The following is an 18,216-nucleotide window of genomic DNA, read 5'->3' on the forward strand; positions in this document are numbered from 1 at the left end:
TCAGAACCCCGGGAGGGAGAGGCCGCCGAGACCGCCGGTGGCCGGACCCATCTTCTGCTCGGTCAGCTCACGCACCGCCTCGGAACCGTTGTGGATCGCCGCGAGCACCAGGTCCTCCAGCGTCTCCACGTCCTCCGGGTCGACCGCCTTCGGGTCGATCTTGACGGACTTGAACTCGCCCAGCCCCGTCACGACCACGGTGACCAGCCCACCGCCGGCCGTACCCGTGACCTCGGCCTCAGCCAGCTCGGCCTGCGCCTGCGCGACCTGCTGCTGCATCTTCTGCGCCTGCTTCATGATCTGCTGCATGTTCGGCTGTCCACCGGGGCGCATCGCAAAGCTCCTTAAGAAGGGGATAGTCGCGTCTATTGTCCCGCGCGTCACACGAGCCGCACGGAACCGGGTCAGGACTCGCTGATCTTCTCCGCACCGAGCGCGTCCCGGAGAAGCTGCACGGCCTGCTGTTCGCTGCTCTGCCGCGCGGTCTTCTCGTCGATCACGTCGTCGAGCGGCTCGTCACCGGGGTCGAAACCGTCGAACTTCTGCCCGCCCTTGGCCGCCGGCGCACTGCCGTTCCCCGGCCGGACCGGACCGTCGTACTCCGGGTCGTAAGGCGCTTCCTCGGTCGGCGAGCCGTCCGACCAGGCGCCGGTCTTGGCAGGTGCAGCGGCGTTCGTGCCGCGACCTGCGCCGGCTGCTGCTGCACGGGCTGCGGCCAGACCGCTGGACGTCCGACGTCCGCCGGCAGCCGGAGGCGCGGTCGCCGGTGCCGCCGGCGGCGCGGCCGGCGGAGTCGGGGCCGGTGCGGTCCGGGCCGGCGCGGTCGGGGCAGGGGTGGTCGGCGCCGGTGCGGTCGGGGCCTGCTGAGCTGAGGCGGGGGCCGGTGTTGCCGGACCGCCGAAACCGCGGCCTCCGGCCGGGCCGGTGAGGTCGGGAGTGGTGACCGGGCTGCTCTGGCCGACACTCGGGTCGCTGTCGCGGGGTGCGACGCCACCCGGCCTGGCCGTCTCGGGCCACGCCTCTTCCTCCTCGACGACGGGCGGGGTGACTACCGCTGTGGCCAGGCCTCCCGGCCGTGCCGGCTCAGGCCACCCGTCACCGTCGTCGCCGGCAGCGGATGCGCTGGGCGCGGTCGCGCTCTGCCGCCCACCCGACGAGCGGGCTCCCTGTCGATCTTGAGAGTCACGCTGCGCGGGACTTAAGGCGCCGCCCTGAGGAGCACGCTGCGCCGGACTTGAAGCCCCGCCCCGCCCGGACCCGGCACCCGCCCCGAAAGATCCACCAGCGCCCGCTGAAGGGCCGGAAGATCCACTTGCCGGGGATGCAGGCATGCCGTGGGCAGCGCTGGACGCCGGATCGGCCGCCCCGCCGTAGGGAGCGCCCAACGCCGAACCCGATGCTCCAGCCTCCGGGGAGCCGGTCAGGCCCTCATCGGGGTAGCCCGAAACCGGCGCCGAAGGCACGCCCGACGCCGGCCTGGTCCCGGGCGCTGACGCTGGAGCGGTCCCGCCGGGTGCCGATGCCTGAGCGGTCCCGCCAGCGGCCGAAGCCGAAGCGGCCCCACCAGGCGCCGAAGCCGGAGCTGTTCCGCCGGGCGCTGATGCCTGAGCGGTCCCGCCAGGCGCCGAAGCCGGCGCGGTCCCGCCAGCGGCCGAAGCCGGAGCTGTTCCGCCAGGCGCCGAAGCCGGAGCGGTCCCACCGGGTGCCGAAGCCGAAGCTGTTCCGCCCGGTGCCGAAGCCGGGGCGCTGGGCTGCGGAATGCCGGAGGCCGAGGCCGCCGGGCCCGATGCCGGACTCGGCTGAGGGGCGCGAGACGCCGTACCAGCCCGGGACGTGGAACCCGGGGAAGGCCCGCTGTCACCGGCCACGTCGCAGCGGATCTGCCAGCGGCCGCCGAGCGCCTCGTAGAGCGCGTCGGACAGCAGCGCGGGCTCCGCGGCGACCATCTTGGCGTGCGCCGGGAAGCGGAACGTCAGGACGACCGTCTGACCTTCGAGGTCGCGAACAGTTGCGCCCTGGGCGAGGGCAGCGATCTTTTTGCTCTTGCGACCGACCGCGACCATGATTTCCGGCCAGACCTCGCGGATGGAGGCGGCGGTGAGCTGCCCCGGCACGGCGGTTTCCAGGCCTGGCTCGAAGGGCGCATCCGGCATGACACCTGCGGGCTCGGCCCGGCGAACACCGTTCTCAGGCGGAGCGGAAACCGCGCCGGCAGCTCCCGGATAGGACTCCGGGGCAGCTGGTGGAGCTGAGGCCGGAGCAAAGGGCGCGGACGAGACCGGAGAAGCAGAGCCGGGCATCGCCGAAACCGGAGCGGCCGACTGAACCGAAGCTTCACCAGCACCGGGCAGTGCCGAAACCGACCCGGCCGAGCCGGCCGACGGATCAGGCACGGCTGAAACCGGACCGGCCGCGGACGCAAGGCCACCTGCCCCGCCGCCGGACACCGGCCGCGCGGCTGTGGTCTCCGCCGTGACGGAGCCGGGAGATGCCACGCCCGCCGCTTCAGGCTGTCCCGAGCCCGAGCCCGAGCCCGTGACCGCCTCCGCAGGCGCGGAGGGTGCCGCGGCCGCATCTCCTGAGCCGGATTGCGCGGTAAGACCGGATTGCGCAGCCGATCCGCCCGCCGGGGCACGTCGCCCAGCAGCCGCAGCCGCAGCCGCCGCGCGAGCAGCCGAAATCCCGCCGCCACCAGCAGACGCAGCTGAAATCCCGCCGCCACCAGCAGGTGCAGCCGAAATCGGAGCAGCCTGCGGCCCGGATTCCGCAGGCGGAAGCTCCTCGCCAGGACTCAGCGTGAGCCGCCGCTCCATCCGCTCCAGCCGCTGCAGCAGCGCGTTGCTCGAATCGTCAGCACCCGGCAGCAGCATCCGCGCCGTGATCAGCTCGAGGAGCAGCCGCGGCGCTGTCGTGCCACGCATTTCGACCAGGCCGTTGTGCACGATGTCGGCGCAGCGGGAGAGCGTGGCCGGCCCGAGGCGGGTTGCCTGGGCGCCCATCTGCTCCAGCTGGTCGGCCGGGCCGTCGATCAGGCCCTTGGTCACGGCGTCCGGGATCTGCTGGAGGATGATCAGGTCGCGGAAGCGTTCGAGCAGGTCGGAGGCGAAGCGCCGGGGGTCGTGGCCGGCCTCGGCCACGCGGTCGATCGTCTGGTAGGCCGCAGCGCCGTCGCCCGCCGCCAGGGCGTCGCACATGTCATCGATCAGCGCGACATCCGTGACACCGAGCAGCGTCACGGCCCGCGGGTAGCTGACGCCTTCGGGGCCGGCGCCGGAGATGAGCTGGTCGAGCACGGAGAGCGTGTCGCGGGCGCTGCCCGCACCGGCCTTCACGACCAGCGGGAACACCGCCGGGTCGACGTGGATGCCCTCGGCCTCGGTGAGCTGCTGCAGGTACGGCCGGAGCACCGCCGGCGGGATCAGCCGGAACGGGTAGTGATGCGTCCGCGACCGGATCGTCCCGAGGACCTTCTCGGGCTCGGTGGTCGCGAAGATGAACTTGACGTAGTCCGGGGGCTCTTCGACGAGTTTGAGCAGCGCGTTGAAGCCGGCCGACGAGACCATGTGCGCCTCGTCGATGACGTAGATCTTGTAGCGGCTGCTGGCGGGGGCGAAGAACGCCTTTTCGCGCAGGTCACGGGCGTCGTCGACACCGCCGTGGCTGGCCGCGTCGATCTCGATGACGTCGATCGACCCGGCGCCGTCGTTGGCGAGTGATTTGCACGACGCGCAGACCCCGCAGGGCTCGGGCGTGGGACCCTGCTCACAGTTGAGCGAGCGGGCGAGGATCCGTGCGCTGGATGTCTTGCCACAGCCGCGGGGCCCGGAGAAGAGATAGGCATGGTGGAGCCGGCCACTGCGCAGCGCCTGCGACAGCGGCTCGGTGACGTGCTCCTGCCCGATGACCTCGGCGAAGGTCCGCGGCCGGTACTTGCGGTAGAGGGCTAGTGCCACTCCTGCCACCTCCTGGACGACCGCGCCATTCTCCGTCGAGGGTGTGACAAGAACAAACCGCGTCCCGCGTTGGTGGGTGCGGGGGAAAGTAAGGACCCCCCGTGCACCCGTCAGAGCTCGCTTATCCTTGCTGCCTTCCGGCCCTGGGGAGGTTCACAAGATGACGCCGCACGAGGGGCTGCGGATAGACTACCTGGCGCCGCCGACGCGCCGCGCGGCCCTCCCGCAGAACGCCGCCGGGACGGGTCTGTATCCTGGCGCACGGAGGATTCGCCTAGTGGCCTAGGGCGCACGCTTGGAAAGCGTGTTGGGGGAAACCCCTCACGAGTTCGAATCTCGTATCCTCCGCCAGCAACAACAATGAAGGCCGGACCCCTGCGGGTCCGGCCTTCGTTCGTCGGCGGGTGGTCTACTGCTCGACGTACCGCTGCAGGGCGTCGACCAGTTGGCGGTCCTCGAGGCCGCTGTAGACCGAGCGGTCGTTGCCGATGATGATGAAGATCGGGCAGGTCTCGTCCTCGCCGACCAGCTTGGTCTCGAAGATCTTGCGCCGGGTCGCCGCCTCGTAGAGGGACAGGCGGTAGGTGCCTTCCTTCATGGGGATGGACGACTTCTTCGGCTTGTCGATCTTGCAGCTCTTGACCTTCGAGCCGATGGTCACCAGGTCGACGCAGGCCACCAGCTGGACCTTGGCGGGGTTCTTGCCCTCCCAGGCCGCCTTGATCGCTTCCGGGGCGTCGTAGGGAATGCCCAGGTAGGACTTTGTCGTACGGAAGTCGAGGTCCTTGCGGTCGCGGACGCTGACGACGATCGGGTGGGGTGCCACGGCGGTCGTGTACTTCGGCGACTTCGGGTAGTACCAGCGGTCGCAGACGCGTTCGAGGTCTTCGGACTTGCGTACCTTGAGGGAACTGGCCTTGGAGCCGGCCGGGACCTTGCCGGTCACGCCGACCGGGCGCGCCGGAGCGGCGCTGGTGGGGACGCTCGAAGCGGACGGACCGGCCTCCGAAAGGGCGCGAGGAGCCGCGGGAGCCGTAGGCGTCGCGGGGGTGTCACGCAGCGCCTTGATCGCTCCGAACGCCACGGATCCGGCGCACGCGACGGCGAGCAGACCGACGGTGGCGATCACGGCGATGAGTTTGGTGTGTGACTTCGGCGCCGGGGGTGGGACGGGCGGCGCCTGCCAGGGTGGTGGCGTGGCGGGTGGCCCGATCGGCTGGGCCGGGTCCGGCCACTGCGCTCCGCTGTTCTCCATGGACATAGCTCCCCGTGATTCTGTTGTCTGGGCGGGCCAGACTGTAGCGGCTCGGGGAAAGTGCCTGCTCTACGCTGTGGGCCGTGACCGATACCGAAATCAAGTTCGATGACGAGACCGCGGTCGAGCCTGCTCCCGAGCTCATCGCGACCCACTACCTCGCGAGCATCGACGAGCTGGTCGAGCACCTGCGGGCGGCGGACCAGCTGGGTCTGGGCGTACGCGTGACGTCCTATCTGGTGGCCGAGGAGCCGCGCTGGGAGCTGGAGCTCCTGACGGCCTCGCCCACCCACCAGGAGGACGAGGCCGAGTAGGCCGCACTCACTCCCGGGTGAGTCCCGGCGGGAGAGCATCGTCGCCGGGACCGACCGGGCGGGCACCGGCCGCCGGATCACGCTGCAGGGCGGCGATCAGGTCGGCGGGGCCGCCGAGGTCGGTCCAGGCGTCGTCCCAGAGCGCGGAGACGAGCCAGGACCGGTCGGCGGGGAAGAACAGGTCGGGCAGGGTGCCTTCGCCGCGCATGTGACCGGTTCGCCAGGTCAGCGCCTGCTCGGGGCCGGCCTGGACGAGCACATAGGACCAGTCCCAGTACAGCTTCACGCGCGGGGCTGAGGGAAAAACGACGTCGTGGGCGCCCGTGTCGAGGTATCCGAGCCACCACGGCTGCTCCGGTGTCTGCTGCACCAGTGTGGCGACGACGGCCCGCTCGTGGGCGATGAGGCTGACACCGTCCGGCGGGTAGAGCGTCGCGTAGGCCTCGAACACCGGCGGGATTGCGGTGGTGACCGAAAATCCCTGCGTGGTCCGTCCGGCGATCCAGGCCACGTCTTCGGCGGTCCCGATCACACTTCCACCTCCTGTACGCGGGGAAGCGGCGAAGGAATCAGCCAGAGCGCCCCGAGCATCCCTCCGGCCGCCGCGACGATCAGTGTCGGTCGCAGTCCGATCGTGCCACCCAGCAGCCCGCCGACCACCGCACCCAGCGGCCGTACGCCGTAGTTGATCGTGCCGAACACTCCAGCGACGCGGCTGCGCATGTCGTCGGCCATGACCGCGGCCTGGATCGAGTTCAGGTTGATGTCGAGCAGCATCACGCCGAATCCGGCCACGGCTTCCGCCAGGCCGAGCACCGTTGCCGCAGTCCAGACGGGACCTCCGGCGAGGGCGATCGCCGCGGTCGGGGCCGGGAAGAGGACGGCGCCGAGCAGCAGCATCCGGCCCAGGCCGAAGCGGCGGGACAGCCGTGGCGCCAGGGCCGCACCCGCCAGGCCACCGAGCGCGCCCAGGCCCATCGCGAGGCCGAGGACACCGACAGGCAGGCCGAGCGTACGGGTGGCGAAGAGGACGACCAGCGCCTGCGCGACGAAGCCGAAGAAGTTGACCGTCGTCACGCAGGCCAGTCCGGCGCGCAGGTAGCTGTGGGTCAGGACGTAGGTCAGGCCGTCGCGGGCGTCCACGAGCAGCGATCGGCGCGGCTCGACGCGTACCGGTGAGACCGGGATGCGGCTGATCAGCAGGGCCGAGAAGAGGAACGACACGGCGTCGACGAGCATGGCGACGGGCGCGGTCAGGACCTGGATGAGGAAGCCGCCGACGGCCGGTCCGGCGACGTGCGAGGCCGATCTGCTCATGCTGAGTTTGCTGTTGGCGTCGACGTATCCGCTGCGGTCGACCAGGGCCACGAAGAACGACGGGTACGCGGCCGAGAACAGCACCTGCCCGGCGCCCGAGAGCAGCGCCACGATGAAGAGCTGGGCGAGGGTGATGACGTCGAGCCAGTGCGCGATCGGGAGGCTGAGCAGGACGGCTGCGCGGAGCACGTCGGCGGCGACGAGCAGGCGCCGGCGGTGGGCCTGCCGGTCGACCCAGGAGCCGACGAGCAGCGAGAGCAGGTTCGGCAGCCAGACGGCGGCCGTGAGCAGGCCGACCTGGGCGGGCGTGGCGGCGAGGCTGAGGACGGCGATGATCGGGAGGGCAAGTTCGCTGATGCGGTCCCCGAACTGCGAGATCGTCTGTCCGGCCCAGAGTTTCCCGAAGCGGGTCACGAGTTGTCCCCGAGGTCCGAGGCCGAGGGCAGGTAGTGGCGCAGGATGCGGACCACTCGAGCACCGGCGGGTGCGTCCGCCTCGGCGCGGTGGACGTACGGCGCGATCAGCTCGTCGATCTGTGCGCTGAGGCGGGTCAGTTCCTCGCTCGTCAGCGGGACGCTCGTGTTGGAGATGCCGGACGCCCTGGCCCACTCGCCCGGCAGCCCGGGCGCCACGTCGGTCACCCAGTCGCTGACCTGCTGCTGGGCCACCGCGGCGAGCTGATTGCCGAGAACCCGGGCTGCGGCCGTCGACTCCGGATCCTCGCCGGCGGACACCGAGAAACCGCGCGCTTTCGCCTTCCACCACCGCTGCCGGCGGTCGCCGGGCACCTCGTCCGGGTCGGCGTCGGTGACCAGGCCGAAGCCGGCCAGGTGCCGCAGGTGCCAGCTCGTCACCGACGGCGTCGCGCCGACGTGCGGCGACAGAACGGTCGCCGTCGCAGGCCCGTTGCGCTGCAGGAACGACAGGATCGCCAGGCGCACGGGGTGGGCGAGCGCCCGCATCGCCTGGGGGTCGGTGACCTGCAGATCGCCGAACGGATTCGTGAGAGACATCTCTCGAAAGTAATCTCTCACATTTTTTGAAGCAACCCCGCGAGCTACATCTGACCGGCGGCGATCGCGTCGTCGACCTCGGGGAAGATGGCGAAGTACCTGCTCAGACCCACTGTCTCCAGCAGACCGACCAGGAACTGATTGGCACCCGCGAAGCTCAGCCACCCACCCCGCGCGGTGATGACCTGTTTGGCGGTGATGAAGGCACTGAGACCCACGGAGTCGCAGAACTTCAGATCACTGAGGTCCACGACGATCTTGGGGACCGGGCGTTCCAGCAGCTCCGCGAGCAGGTCGTGCAGTTTGGCGGAGGTGTCGGCGTCGAGCTCACCACTCAGGCGCAGCACGGCGACATCAGAGCGGGTGTCAGTCACAGTGGCCTGCATTCCAGCATCACTTTCGTCCCGGTTAGGTGGATTCACAGGCTAGAACTAACCGAAAAGACGATGGCGGACAGTTCGTCCGATCTTTCACTTTCGCGCAGCGGCGTTCCGCAGCCGTATCCCACTGAACCGCAACGAGCTCCCGGCAACCTCGTCCATGAACGCCCACAGATTCGCGACCAGGCGCAGCTGGATACCGGCTGCCTCGTGCAGGGCCAGCAGGTCACCGACAGGTTCGGCCGGCCCGAGCGGAGTCACCGTCGTCGTCGCCACCATCGCATGCGGGTACGGCGTACCGAACGGCTCGAACGCCCCGGCGTCGAACCTGTACGCCCACAGGCGCACCGACTGCAGTGCGGGCAGCCAGGCGTACTCGATCGCATGCACGCGCTCGTCACCCAGCCGGCGGCTGTCCTCGGCCGAGGTCTCGGGACCGGGCCAGGCCAGCACCCGCGGGCAGTCACGCGGAAACCAGTACGCGGGCGCCTGCACCGCGTCGAGCCCCCACACGTACGCCTCGGGCTGCTGCGCCGTGGCCGCGACGTGTGGCGCGAAGGTCGTGATGCTGGGGTCCTCGGAGAAGTGCAGGACCTGACCGGCGGCAGGACGCATGAGGGGATTGATAGCAGATCGGGCCGGACCCCGTGGGGTCCGGCCCGATCGAAATATGTGGCTGGCCGAGATGTTCAAGCGTGCGGCGCAGCCCCGGCTCCTGGCGCTTCTACAGCTTGCGCCACTGCCAGCGTGGACCGCGCCACGCGTCGGCCAGGATCAGCGCGGACGCCTTTCCCGGACACTGCTGCACCTTGGATTTGCCCTGAGGCCCGCCCATCTGAGCTTCGACCTCCCAGACTTCTCCGTCGGTGCGGACGTAGACATCCCGGCGCGCGAGCCGGATGTCACCATTCCACCAGTGATGCTCAACTCTCACCTGACCAACCTTAGGGCAGACATAGACACCTCTGCGCGAGGCCGTCTTGTGAAACTTTCTCGCCGCCAGGTTAGGACGGGTTGTCCGATCCGGTGGATTTCTGCGCTACGCCTTGCAAAGACGCGACATATTAGGGCGGCGTGTTTACTGTCACTTTGAGTAATCTTTGCAGGTAACAACGCTGCTCCGCCAGGGACGAAACGGTGCCGACACGTATGCGTCACCTGATCAGCGAGTTCGATCATGGTGCGGGGGCGGCGGGATCGTCCCGAGACCCGGTGTCGCCTCCGGCCAGACCAGCAAAACCTGGCACGGTGCGTGATCGACGACAAAGCGGGTGTGGTGGGCCAGACTGCGCGGGCCGAGCCGGCTGCGGTCGCCGTTCCGGGCCAGCACCAGGAGATCCACATCCGCGCACGCGGCCACGACCTCGCGCTCCGGGCGCCCTCGGCGTACCTCGCGGGGCACCTCCCGGCCGAGCCGGGCGACGGCCTCGTCGATCAAGGTCCGCTCGGCCTCGGCCAGCAGAAACTCCGGGTCGCCGCCCCCACCCGAACGCCCCAGCAGACCTACCGGGCCACTCATCGCGGCCACCGTTGCCTCGTCGACGACGTGCAGCAGGGTGATGTCGTCACTGAGGTCACGCGCGGCATCGACACACGCCGGCCATGTGCCCTCCTCGACCCACACCAGAACCTTCACAGACCCGACACTCGCAGACTCACCCACAGTGACGCCACCCCGACCACCAGACAGGCCGGCACGGTGAGTGCACCCAGCCGGAGAAATTCACCTGTCACGGGCGGGTGACCACTCTTGTGGAGGATCTGCCGCCACAGCAGCGTCGCCAGCGAACCGACGTAGGTGAGGTTCGGCCCGATGTTGGCCCCGAGCAGCACGGCGAGCACCAGACCCGGCGAGTGCGCGGCGAACGGCAGCAGCATCAGCGTCGCCGGCAGGTTGTTGAGGACATTCGCCAGCACGGCCGCGAGCCCGGCCATCGCCAGCAGCCCGAGCAGATCGGCGTGCTGCGGCGCCACCCGGTCGACCAGGGTCCCGAAGCCGCCACGGCTCACCCCGAGCACCACGATCCCGAGTGCAAAGACAAAAACACAGAACCCCGGATTTGCTTTCCGTACGAGGGTGGGCACGCCGATTCTGAGCCGTACGGCCAGAGCGAGCGCACCGGCCAGCGCGACCCACGCCGGATGTACCCCGATCGGCGACGCGGCGGCGAAGCCGGCAAGCGTGAGCCCCAGAACGGTCAGGGCGTAACGCGGCGCCCGGACGGCCTCGACGTCCGGCCGGTGCGGCGGCGTCCCGAGGTCGTCGGCGAAGAACCGCCGCAGGATCAGGTACTCGACCCCGATGACGGCCAGCCACGGCAGCGCCATCAGCCCGGCAAAACTGAGGAACGAGAGCCCGGCGGCGGACATCGCCAGCAGGTTCGTCAGGTTGGACACCGGCAGCAGCAGCGACGCGGAGTTCGCCAGGTGGTTGCAGGCGTAGACGTGCGGTTTGGGCCGCACGGCCAGCGCGGACGCCGTCGCGAACACCACCGGTGTCAGCAGCACCACCGTCGCGTCGAGGCTCAGGGCGGCGGTGACCGCGGACGCGATGACAAACACCAGCCCGAGCAGCCGCCGCGGCGACCCCCGGCTCCACCGCGCGGCGACCGACCCGGCAAACCGGAAGACCCCGGCCTCGTCCGCCAGGTACGCGAGCAGCAGCACCGCCGCGAGAAACCCGACCGTGGGTCCCAGACTCGCCAGCTCGTGCAGCGCATCCCGCCACGGCACGAGCCCGGCCACCACGGCGATCAACGCGGCGGGCACAGCACCGACCGCCTCGGGCAAACCACGGGGCCGCACAACGGCAAAGCCCAGCACCGCGACGAGCAGCAGCAACGAGACGGCGGTAGACACGAAACCGCACCCTACGGCCTGTCGAAGCCCCCCGCAGAGTCGCGTAGCGTCGCCATCATGCTTCGTCGATGGACCCTCGCCGGCGCCTTCCTCCTCGCCGGCGCGGCAGCCGCAATCGTCAGCCGCTCACTACCCACTTTTGTGATCTTCGTGGCCCTGGCCGCACTCGCGTCACCACTGGTCTTCCCCCGCTCGACCCCGGCCCCCGCCGACGCCCCCGCGATCATCTACTGGCGCCCGGGCTGCCCCTTCTGCATGCGCCTGCGAGCCACCCTCGGCCGCACCGGCCGCAAAGCCCACTGGATCGACATCTGGAGCGACCCGGACGCCGCAGCGGCCGTCCGGGCAGTCGCGAACGGCAACGAGACGGTCCCGACAGTCATCCTCGCGGGAGTGCCGCACGTGAACCCGGATCCGCTCTGGCTCCGCCGCGAGCTCGCCGCCGCCTGACCCACAGATGCAGCAGGACGAGAGGCACGACGCCGACCGGGTACCAGGCGATGTCGGCCCAGTCGAACTGCATACCGAGCACCAGCCGCGCGGCCAGGCTGCGCTCGGACAGGGCTGCGGGAACGCCGGTGAGCTGAAAGAACTCCACCGCCCAGCAAAACCCGACAGCCACGGCACCGGCGGCCACCGGCTTGAGCCGCGGCCAGATCACAAAAGCCCCGGCGTAGATCATCGAGGCGTAGAGCACGGTCCCGGACCGCTGCTCCACCCACCCGTCACTGACAGCCCGGATCCCCAGCGCCACCGCAAGAATCAGAACAACAAACCCGAGCGCTGCGGCCCGCGCCCTCACCATGCCGCCGATGTTAAGGATCCGCCGCCACCAATACCATCATCGATATGTCACCGGAGGACCTCCGCGGCTGGGACCACTACCCCGCCAAGATCCGATCCCTGCGCATCACGATCGGCGCGTTCCTGCTCGCGTCGGCGACTCTCGCGCTGATGTCCCTCGACGTGCAGGTCCAGCTCCTCGGCGTGCTCGCAGCCACGCTGATCATCGTCTTCTGCATCGCTCTGCTGTCCGCGCTGCCACTCTTCGCGAGGGTGTCCCGCATCAACGCCACCGAGGCCCACGCCCGAGGCGGTCACCAGATCAACGACAGCCTGCCCCTGCTCCGCACCATCGTCACCGACGTCCTGCGGGGCCGTCGCACCTGATGCCGGCCAGCTCGTGCGGCGGGATCGGACCAGGATGACCCTTCTCGCCTTTCTCAGGCCTCGACGACAGAACGCCCGGCCGGCCCTCGCGGGCTGATCGGGCGTTCTGTTTCGTGCTGGCGGTGGTGAAGGGATTTGAACCCTTGGAGGGCTTGCACCCTCACACGCTTTCGAGGCGTGCTCCTTAGGCCGCTCGGACACACCACCGCGAAGTAGATTACCGGACGCCTGGCGGGGCTTGCGGGCGGGTCGGCGTACCGGGCAAAGGTGGAGGTCGTGGGGCCTGGGTGCGGTCCGAATGGCAGGATCCTGGGCATGAGTGTGCACATCGGCGCGCAGCCGGGCGACATCGCCGAGCGGGTTCTGCTTCCTGGGGATCCCATGCGGGCGAAGTGGATCGCCGAGACGTTCCTGACCGATCCGGTCTGTTACACGCAGGTCCGGGGGATGCTGGGGTTCACCGGCACCTGGCAGGGTGTGCGCGTCTCGGTGCAGGGGTCGGGCATGGGGATGCCGTCGGCGTCGATCTACACGCATGAGCTGATCAACGAGTACGGCGTGAAGTCCGTGATCCGGATCGGGTCGTGCGGGGCGATCGCCGAGGAGCTTCAGCTCGGGGATGTCATTGCGGCGATCGGGTCGGCGACGGATTCGAACATGAACCGGGCGCGGTTCGACGGGCTCATCGACTACGCGCCCGTTGCTGACTTCTCGCTGCTGCGGACCGCGGTGGATGTCGCGGAGCGGCGGGGTGTTGCGATGCGGGTGGGGTCGGTGCTGGCCGCTGACGCGTTCTACACGGACCGGCCGGATCTCTTCGACACGCTCGCCGATTACGGCGTGCTCGCGGTCGAGATGGAGTCCGCGGCCATCTACACGATCGCGGCGCGGTTCCGGGCCAAGGCGCTGACGATCCTGACCGTCAGCGACCACATCAAGCGGGGCGACAAGATGGATTCCGCCCAGCGGGAGCAGGGTTTCTCGGACATGGTGCAGATCGGCCTGGACACGGCGATCAGCTAGGGCGGAAGAAGTCCCGCAACAGCGCGGCGCATTCGGTCTCCAGGATGCCCGCGTAGACCTCGGGGCGGTGGTTCAGGCGGCGGTCCCGGACCACGTCCCAGAGGGAGCCCACGGCACCCGTCTTGGGCTCCCAGGCGCCGAAGACGAGCCGGGACACCCGGGCGAGCACCAGGGCGCCGGCGCACATCGTGCACGGCTCCAGGGTCACCACGAGGGTGCAGCCGTCGAGGCGCCAGCTGCCGGTGCGGGCGGCGGCGCGGCGCAGGGCGATGACTTCGGCGTGGGCGGTCGGGTCGCCGGTGAGTTCACGTTCGTTGCCCGCGGCGGCGAGCTCGGTGCCGTCCGCGGCGTAGACGACCGCACCGACCGGCACGTCCTCCGGCGAGGCGGACGCGACGGACAGGGCCCGCCGCATCCACTGCTCGTGCAGGGGGCGGAGCATCAGATCTCGCGCAGCTCTTCCAGCTCGTCGCCGCAGCCGAGTTTCTGGCAGATCTCCGCGGTCACGTCGGCCGGGAGCATGCCCTCGAGACCGCACAGGGTGAGCAGGCGGTGCGAGCTCACGCCGAGGTCGGTCAGGATCTCGACGTCACCGATCGGGTCGGCGTCGGGGTCGGCGGCGGGCCGGTCGTCCTCGTCGTCGTCCGCGGCCGGCCGGGGCGCGGCCAGGTCGTCGATCTCGAGTGCCGGTGTCTCGATGTCGGCGAGCAGCAGCGCGCCGAACCGTGACTCGTCGGCGAACGCCGAGTCGGAACCGAACACCCGCAGATCCTCACCCTCGTCGAGGCGCAGGATGACCAGGTACTGGTCGTCGGCCTCGACGAAGAGCAGCGACAGGTCGGCGTCCGGCTCGGCGTCGCGGAGGCGGTCCACCACCTCGTCGAGATCGGCGGCGCCGGTGAGCTCCAGCTCGGACGCCGTCCAGCCGTTCTTGCCCCGGGCGACGGCGGCAGCGAAAGTCGACACGAATCCCCCCACGGAACTTCTGTTCTCAGCGCCTGACGGTATCCGTTGACGCGGCGCAAGTGCAGCGCCACGCCCCGAAGGAGGTCAAAGCCGCAAGAACTCAGTTCTCCAGGCGGCGGCGGTTCGCGATGAGCTCGCGGAGCCGGGCGCCGCGCAGACGCTGGGGCTGGCTGTGCTCGCGGGCGGACTTCGCATCGGCCAGGGCGGCCAGGAGCTCAAGTCGGCGACGGCGACGATCGGGGTCGAGCCGCTGCGGTACGTGGGCCATGAATCCGAGCGTGCTTTGCCGTTCGGCGTTCGTCAAGGCCAAGTGCTCTCCGCCACCACAGGGGCACACTTCGTCGATGACAACACGGCTCAGAGCTGGACATTCACCACAGCGGCCAGTCGCTTGTCGTGATCCACCGCACAGCCACAAACCCGGTCGCGATCGACAGTCCGATGCCACTCGCGAGGGCGACGCCGGTGGCCACACCGCGGTCGCCGAGCACCGCGAGCACTGTCGCCACGATCCAGGCGGAGATCGCGGCGGCGACCGTCCACCAGGCATAGGTGAGGAGGTCCCGGCCGATGGCCCCGAAGAGGGCGAACCACACCAGGGTCGCGCCCAGGCCCGAGAGCAGCGGGGCGACGGTGATCGGGTTCGGCTCGCGGTAGACCGGCCGCGGCGGCGGCCCCGGTGGCAGACCAGCGGGCAGTTGCGACCGCCCCGGCAGCCAGCCGGCGGGCGGTTGCGCCGTGCCGGGCCAGGACCCGTGCTGTTCCGCCATCTCGCTCTCCATCCGGTACGCGACCCGAGCCACCTCAGCCTATCCAGCCTCGGCGGGTCAGCGCCGATGGATGACTTCTGCCAGGATGGCTCGGTGCTTTCCCTGCGTACCCTCTCGGTCCTGACCGTCGCGGCGTTCTCCCTCGCCGCTTGCGGCACGCCCGGCGACTCGCCGACCGCGGCTGCGACACCGGAGTTCGTGGTGCCGTCGCAGACGGCGGCCGAGCCGGTGCCCAGCACCACCTCCCCGGAGAAGGCTCCGGCGGGCACGGTGACCGCGTCGGCGACACCGAAGAAGTCGACGCCGGCCCAGAAGCCCAAGTCCGCCCCGGTGAGCGTGAAGTACGTGTTCCCGGTGAAGGCGTCGAACGTGGCGTTCCACCCGACGCACTCGAAATATCCGGCGACCGACATCTTCGCCGACTGCGGTAAGCCCGCGGTCGCGACGACCAGCGGCGTGGTGCTCGAGGTGAGCCGCAAGGACGAGTACGTCAAGGGTGCGCCGGACGGCCCGAAGAACGGCGGCCTCTCTGTCTCGATCCTCGGCGACGACGGTGTGCGTTACTACGGCTCGCACCTGAGCAAGATCCAGTCCGGGATCAAGGCGGGTGTCCGGGTCAAGGCGGGCCAGCAGGTCGGCAAGGTCGGCCGCACCGGCAATGCCAACAACGTCTGCCACCTGCACTACGGCATCTCCCCGCCGTGCGCCAAGACCGGCGACTGGAAGGTCCGCCGCGGCGTGGTCTGGCCGGCCACCTACCTGACCTCGTGGCGCAAGAACGGCAACAAGAGCCCGGCCGCCAAGGTCGCGTCCTGGAAAAAGGCCCACAACTGCAAGGCCTGACGACGGGACGGGGCCGCATCCCCCGCCCAAAGGAATGCGGCCCCGCGGTGCGAGGAAAGTCTCAGCTGAACTGCGCGAACCGCTTCTGTGCCTGCCCGTCGATCGTGGTGAAAGCGCCACCGGCGGCGATCGCGCCGAGGCTGGTGCTGACCGCCAGCGCGAGCACACCTTCGACACCGTTGCCGTCGGCGGTCCAGTCGCGCAGGTGGCCGTCGTTGACTGCCAGCGCCGCGAGTTTCACGCGGTCGTCGGCGCCGTCGAGGCAACTGCCCTGCGCGCCCGTCCGGGCCGTGCGGCAGGCCTCGTCGAAGTGCCCTCCGACGTAAACGGTGTCTCCCAGCACGCCGATCGCCTGCGCGTCCCCGTCGAAGGCCGACGACCAGCGTTTGACCCCGGCGAGGCTGTAGGCGTTGGCCGTGCCGCCCTGGCCGCCGCTCGCGGTGTAGACGCCGCCGCTGGTGACCGCGATGGCGAAGGTGATGACCGGCGGTCTGGGCTTGAAGCCCGTGACGATCTTCGCGGCGGTGGGGTCGAGCGCCACCAGACGGTCGTAACCGCTGGTGCCGTTGACCTTGTGGAACTTTCCGCCGGCGTAGACCCGTCCGCCGCCGAAGGTCACTGCTTCGACCTGATCGTCGGCCGTGGGCTTCCACTTGCTGTCCAGCATGCCGGTGGCCAGGTCAAATGCGGCCAGCCGCGTACGCGTGGAGCCGTTGACCCTGGTGATCGATCCACCCAGGTAGAGCCGGCCATTGCCCGCGGTCAGGGCGTAGGGGCGGCCGTCGATCGTGTGCTTGAAGGTGCTGGACAGCGCGCCGCTGCGGGCGTCGAGCCGGGCCAGGCTGTCGCGTTTCTGCCCGCTGACGCTGCCGAAGTCGCCGCCGATGTAGACGGACGAGCCGCTGACCGCCAGCGCCTTGACCCGGCCGTCCGCGGTGGGCGCCCAGGGCAGCAGTTCACCGGTCACGGCGTTGACGGCGGCGAGGCGGGTTCGCTTCACGAGTTTGCCCTTGACGATCGCGGAGGTGAAGTCGCCGCCGATGTAGACCGTCGTGCCGGAGTAGGCGACCGTCAGCACCGTTCCGTTGAATCCCGGCACCGCGTCCGGCGTCTCGGAGGGCGCCGCCTGTGCCGGGGTCGCGAGGACCGCAACCATCGTGGCCACGATCCCGATGACCGTGCCGAATTTGCCCCCGTACGTCATGTGATCAACGTAAACGCCGTGATCATGACGACCTAGTGGCGAAACGGACCAAAAGCGACACGTCCGTACGGCTGATCCCGGTCGGGTGTGCAAGAGTCTCCGGCGTGAAGGTCGCAGTCATCGGTCTCGGTCTCATCGGCGGCTCCCTGCTCCGGGCGCTGGCCGCTCATGGGCACACCGTCACCGGGTACGACCTCGAGGCGGAGACGCGTGAGGCGGCGCGGGCGCTGGCCAAGGCCGCGGATGCACCGCGGGTGGCCGATCCGGAGACGCGGACCATCGCGGTCAAGGGCGCCTGGCACGTGGCCGACTCCGTGGCCGAGGCCGCCGCGGGTGCCGAGGTGGTGGTGCTGGCCGTGCCGTTGCCGGCCCTTCCGGACGTGCTGGCGGAGCTGGAGGGCCACCCAGGACTGATCACCGACGTCACCTCGGTCAAGGGCCCGGTCCGCGACCTGCTGAAGGGCCACCGGTTTGTCGGCGGGCACCCGATGGCGGGCAAGGAGTCGTCGAGTTTCCGCGCCTCCGACCCGTCCCTCTTCGACGGCTGCGCGTGGGTCCTGTGCCTGGAACCCGGGACCACCGACGTGGCCGACTGGCTCAGCCTGGCCGCACTGTTCCTGCCGCTCGGGGTTCGCATCGTGCCGGTCACCGCCGCCGAGCACGACCGTGCGGTGGCCCAGATCAGCCACGTGCCGCACCTGCTCGCGGCCGCGCTGGCCGCCCTGCTGGAGGGCAACCCGCTGGCGGCCACGCTCGGGGCCGGCTCGTTCCGCGACGGCACCCGCGTGGCGGGCACCCGGCCCGAGTTGATCGCGGCGATGTGCGGCGGCAACGCCGATGCCGTGCGCGAGGTGCTGGCCGGGGTCATCGGCGATCTGGAGCGCTACGACAAGGACCTGCACGGGGCGGAGGCGATCACCACGCTCACCGAACGGCTCCGGCCCGCCACCGAGCTGCGGCAGGCCTGGCCGCCCGTACCCGGCTCACCGGTCGAGCTGCCGGTGGACGCTGGGGCGCTGCTGGCGCTGGGCCGGGCTGGCGGCTGGGTCACGGCGGTCGATGGGGACAGCATCAGCGGAATTACGGCCGGGAACTGACCGCAATCTTCCCTAGGCTGGGCGTACAGCTTCAGCAAACAGGGACAGGAGA

At 70.1% G+C, this 18,216-nt stretch carries 22 protein-coding genes, 2 tRNA genes, 1 other RNA gene and 1 pseudogene; 7 read left to right on the forward strand and 19 right to left on the reverse strand.

All coding sequences use genetic code 11. From position 1 onward, the window contains the following. The 3 genes and pseudogenes from AFR_RS42015 to ffs form a co-directional block, all read right to left on the reverse strand. Nucleotides 1–309 (reverse strand): YbaB/EbfC family nucleoid-associated protein, encoded by a 309-nt coding sequence (locus tag AFR_RS42015; RefSeq protein ID WP_041841576.1) that lies wholly within the window; start codon nt 307–309, stop codon nt 1–3. 1,067 nt (nt 310–1,376) lie between these two features. After that, a pseudogene (locus AFR_RS42020) lies at nt 1,377–3,953 on the reverse strand (DNA polymerase III subunit gamma and tau); the annotation flags it as partial. An 87-nt stretch (nt 3,954–4,040) separates the two neighbouring features. Then, an RNA gene (gene ffs, locus AFR_RS44685) (signal recognition particle sRNA small type) lies at nt 4,041–4,136 on the reverse strand. An 80-nt stretch (nt 4,137–4,216) separates the two neighbouring features. Here ffs and AFR_RS42025 point away from each other — a divergent pair. Next, nucleotides 4,217–4,304 (forward strand) — tRNA-Ser (locus tag AFR_RS42025). A gap of 58 nt (nt 4,305–4,362) precedes the next feature. Here AFR_RS42025 and AFR_RS42030 read toward each other — a convergent pair. After that, the gene (locus AFR_RS42030; protein WP_023562948.1) at nt 4,363–5,208 is read right to left on the reverse strand and encodes a hypothetical protein; all 846 of its coding nucleotides are present in this window, start codon (nt 5,206–5,208) and stop codon (nt 4,363–4,365) included. A gap of 83 nt (nt 5,209–5,291) precedes the next feature. Here AFR_RS42030 and AFR_RS42035 point away from each other — a divergent pair, with 83 nt between their 5' ends. Then, the gene (locus AFR_RS42035; protein WP_023562949.1) at nt 5,292–5,522 is read left to right on the forward strand and encodes a hypothetical protein; all 231 of its coding nucleotides are present in this window, start codon (nt 5,292–5,294) and stop codon (nt 5,520–5,522) included. Nucleotides 5,523–5,529: 7 nt separating this feature from the next. Here the strand turns inward: AFR_RS42035 and AFR_RS48300 are convergent, their stop codons facing one another. From AFR_RS48300 to AFR_RS42075, 8 genes are all read right to left on the reverse strand, one after another. After that, nucleotides 5,530–6,054 carry a hypothetical protein gene (locus AFR_RS48300; protein ID WP_023562950.1) on the reverse strand — a complete coding sequence of 175 codons (525 nt, stop codon included), beginning with the start codon at nt 6,052–6,054 and terminating at the stop codon, nt 5,530–5,532. Next, nucleotides 6,051–7,253 carry an MFS transporter gene (locus AFR_RS42045; protein WP_023562951.1) on the reverse strand — a complete coding sequence of 401 codons (1,203 nt, stop codon included), beginning with the start codon at nt 7,251–7,253 and terminating at the stop codon, nt 6,051–6,053. Before AFR_RS42045 ends, AFR_RS48300 begins: the two co-directional genes overlap by 4 nt. Then, a complete protein-coding gene (locus AFR_RS42050; RefSeq protein WP_023562952.1) occupies nt 7,250–7,852 on the reverse strand; it encodes an ArsR/SmtB family transcription factor in 603 nt (200 codons plus the stop codon). The genes AFR_RS42045 and AFR_RS42050 overlap by 4 nt, the downstream gene beginning before the upstream one ends. A 44-nt stretch (nt 7,853–7,896) precedes the next feature. Continuing rightward, nucleotides 7,897–8,226, reverse strand: coding sequence for an STAS domain-containing protein (locus AFR_RS42055; RefSeq protein ID WP_238547207.1), 330 nt, complete (start codon nt 8,224–8,226; stop codon nt 7,897–7,899). Between the two features lie 96 nt (nt 8,227–8,322). Further along, entirely contained in the window at nt 8,323–8,847 is a 525-nt protein-coding gene (locus AFR_RS42060; protein ID WP_023562954.1) for a DUF6886 family protein, read from the reverse strand. A 109-nt stretch (nt 8,848–8,956) separates the two neighbouring features. Beyond that, nucleotides 8,957–9,166 carry a hypothetical protein gene (locus AFR_RS42065; RefSeq protein WP_023562955.1) on the reverse strand — a complete coding sequence of 70 codons (210 nt, stop codon included), beginning with the start codon at nt 9,164–9,166 and terminating at the stop codon, nt 8,957–8,959. A gap of 228 nt (nt 9,167–9,394) precedes the next feature. After that, entirely contained in the window at nt 9,395–9,868 is a 474-nt protein-coding gene (locus AFR_RS42070) for a universal stress protein (RefSeq protein ID WP_023562956.1), read from the reverse strand. Further along, nucleotides 9,865–11,091 (reverse strand): ArsB/NhaD family transporter, encoded by a 1,227-nt coding sequence (locus AFR_RS42075; RefSeq protein WP_023562957.1) that lies wholly within the window; start codon nt 11,089–11,091, stop codon nt 9,865–9,867. The genes AFR_RS42070 and AFR_RS42075 overlap by 4 nt, the downstream gene beginning before the upstream one ends. Before the next feature lie 57 nt (nt 11,092–11,148). Here AFR_RS42075 and AFR_RS42080 point away from each other — a divergent pair, with 57 nt between their 5' ends. Next, a complete protein-coding gene (locus tag AFR_RS42080) occupies nt 11,149–11,541 on the forward strand; it encodes a glutaredoxin domain-containing protein (protein ID WP_052359593.1) in 393 nt (130 codons plus the stop codon). On the opposite strand, the gene AFR_RS45695 is transcribed toward AFR_RS42080, so the two are convergent. Next, a complete protein-coding gene (locus AFR_RS45695) occupies nt 11,471–11,896 on the reverse strand; it encodes a ribosomal maturation YjgA family protein (RefSeq protein WP_084298300.1) in 426 nt (141 codons plus the stop codon). The genes AFR_RS42080 and AFR_RS45695 overlap by 71 nt on opposite strands. Before the next feature lie 44 nt (nt 11,897–11,940). On the opposite strand from AFR_RS45695, the gene AFR_RS42090 reads away from it, so the two are divergent. Continuing rightward, a complete protein-coding gene (locus AFR_RS42090) occupies nt 11,941–12,261 on the forward strand; it encodes a hypothetical protein (RefSeq protein ID WP_023562960.1) in 321 nt (106 codons plus the stop codon). Nucleotides 12,262–12,378: 117 nt separating this feature from the next. Here the strand turns inward: AFR_RS42090 and AFR_RS42095 are convergent. Then, a tRNA-Ser gene (locus AFR_RS42095) sits at nt 12,379–12,468 on the reverse strand. 108 nt (nt 12,469–12,576) lie between these two features. Between AFR_RS42095 and deoD the strand changes: the two genes are divergently transcribed. Beyond that, nucleotides 12,577–13,284 carry a purine-nucleoside phosphorylase gene (deoD, locus tag AFR_RS42100; RefSeq protein WP_023562961.1) on the forward strand — a complete coding sequence of 236 codons (708 nt, stop codon included), beginning with the start codon at nt 12,577–12,579 and terminating at the stop codon, nt 13,282–13,284. Here deoD and tadA read toward each other — a convergent pair. The 4 genes from tadA to AFR_RS42115 form a co-directional block, all read right to left on the reverse strand. After that, nucleotides 13,277–13,726 carry a tRNA adenosine(34) deaminase TadA gene (tadA, locus tag AFR_RS42105; protein ID WP_023562962.1) on the reverse strand — a complete coding sequence of 150 codons (450 nt, stop codon included), beginning with the start codon at nt 13,724–13,726 and terminating at the stop codon, nt 13,277–13,279. The genes deoD and tadA overlap by 8 nt on opposite strands. Continuing rightward, nucleotides 13,726–14,250 (reverse strand): tRNA adenosine deaminase-associated protein, encoded by a 525-nt coding sequence (locus tag AFR_RS42110; RefSeq protein ID WP_023562963.1) that lies wholly within the window; start codon nt 14,248–14,250, stop codon nt 13,726–13,728. The genes tadA and AFR_RS42110 overlap by 1 nt, the downstream gene beginning before the upstream one ends. Nucleotides 14,251–14,350: 100 nt before the next feature. Beyond that, complete coding sequence (locus AFR_RS47215; RefSeq protein ID WP_169739465.1) at nt 14,351–14,518, reverse strand: hypothetical protein; 168 nt, start codon at nt 14,516–14,518, stop codon at nt 14,351–14,353. Nucleotides 14,519–14,621: 103 nt separating this feature from the next. Then, nucleotides 14,622–15,020, reverse strand: coding sequence for a hypothetical protein (locus AFR_RS42115; RefSeq protein ID WP_052359926.1), 399 nt, complete (start codon nt 15,018–15,020; stop codon nt 14,622–14,624). Nucleotides 15,021–15,086: 66 nt separating this feature from the next. Between AFR_RS42115 and AFR_RS42120 the strand changes: the two genes are divergently transcribed. Then, a complete protein-coding gene (locus AFR_RS42120) occupies nt 15,087–15,863 on the forward strand; it encodes a M23 family metallopeptidase (RefSeq protein WP_023562966.1) in 777 nt (258 codons plus the stop codon). Nucleotides 15,864–15,924: 61 nt separating this feature from the next. Here the strand turns inward: AFR_RS42120 and AFR_RS42125 are convergent, their stop codons facing one another. Beyond that, a complete protein-coding gene (locus AFR_RS42125; protein WP_023562967.1) occupies nt 15,925–17,067 on the reverse strand; it encodes an NHL repeat-containing protein in 1,143 nt (380 codons plus the stop codon). 104 nt (nt 17,068–17,171) lie between these two features. Between AFR_RS42125 and AFR_RS42130 the strand changes: the two genes are divergently transcribed. Then, nucleotides 17,172–18,164 (forward strand): prephenate dehydrogenase/arogenate dehydrogenase family protein, encoded by a 993-nt coding sequence (locus tag AFR_RS42130; protein WP_023562968.1) that lies wholly within the window; start codon nt 17,172–17,174, stop codon nt 18,162–18,164. Nucleotides 18,165–18,216: the final 52 nt, after the last annotated feature.

The sequence above is a fragment of the Amorphoplanes friuliensis DSM 7358 genome, from assembly GCF_000494755.1.
Lineage (GTDB): Bacteria > Actinomycetota > Actinomycetes > Mycobacteriales > Micromonosporaceae > Actinoplanes > Actinoplanes friuliensis.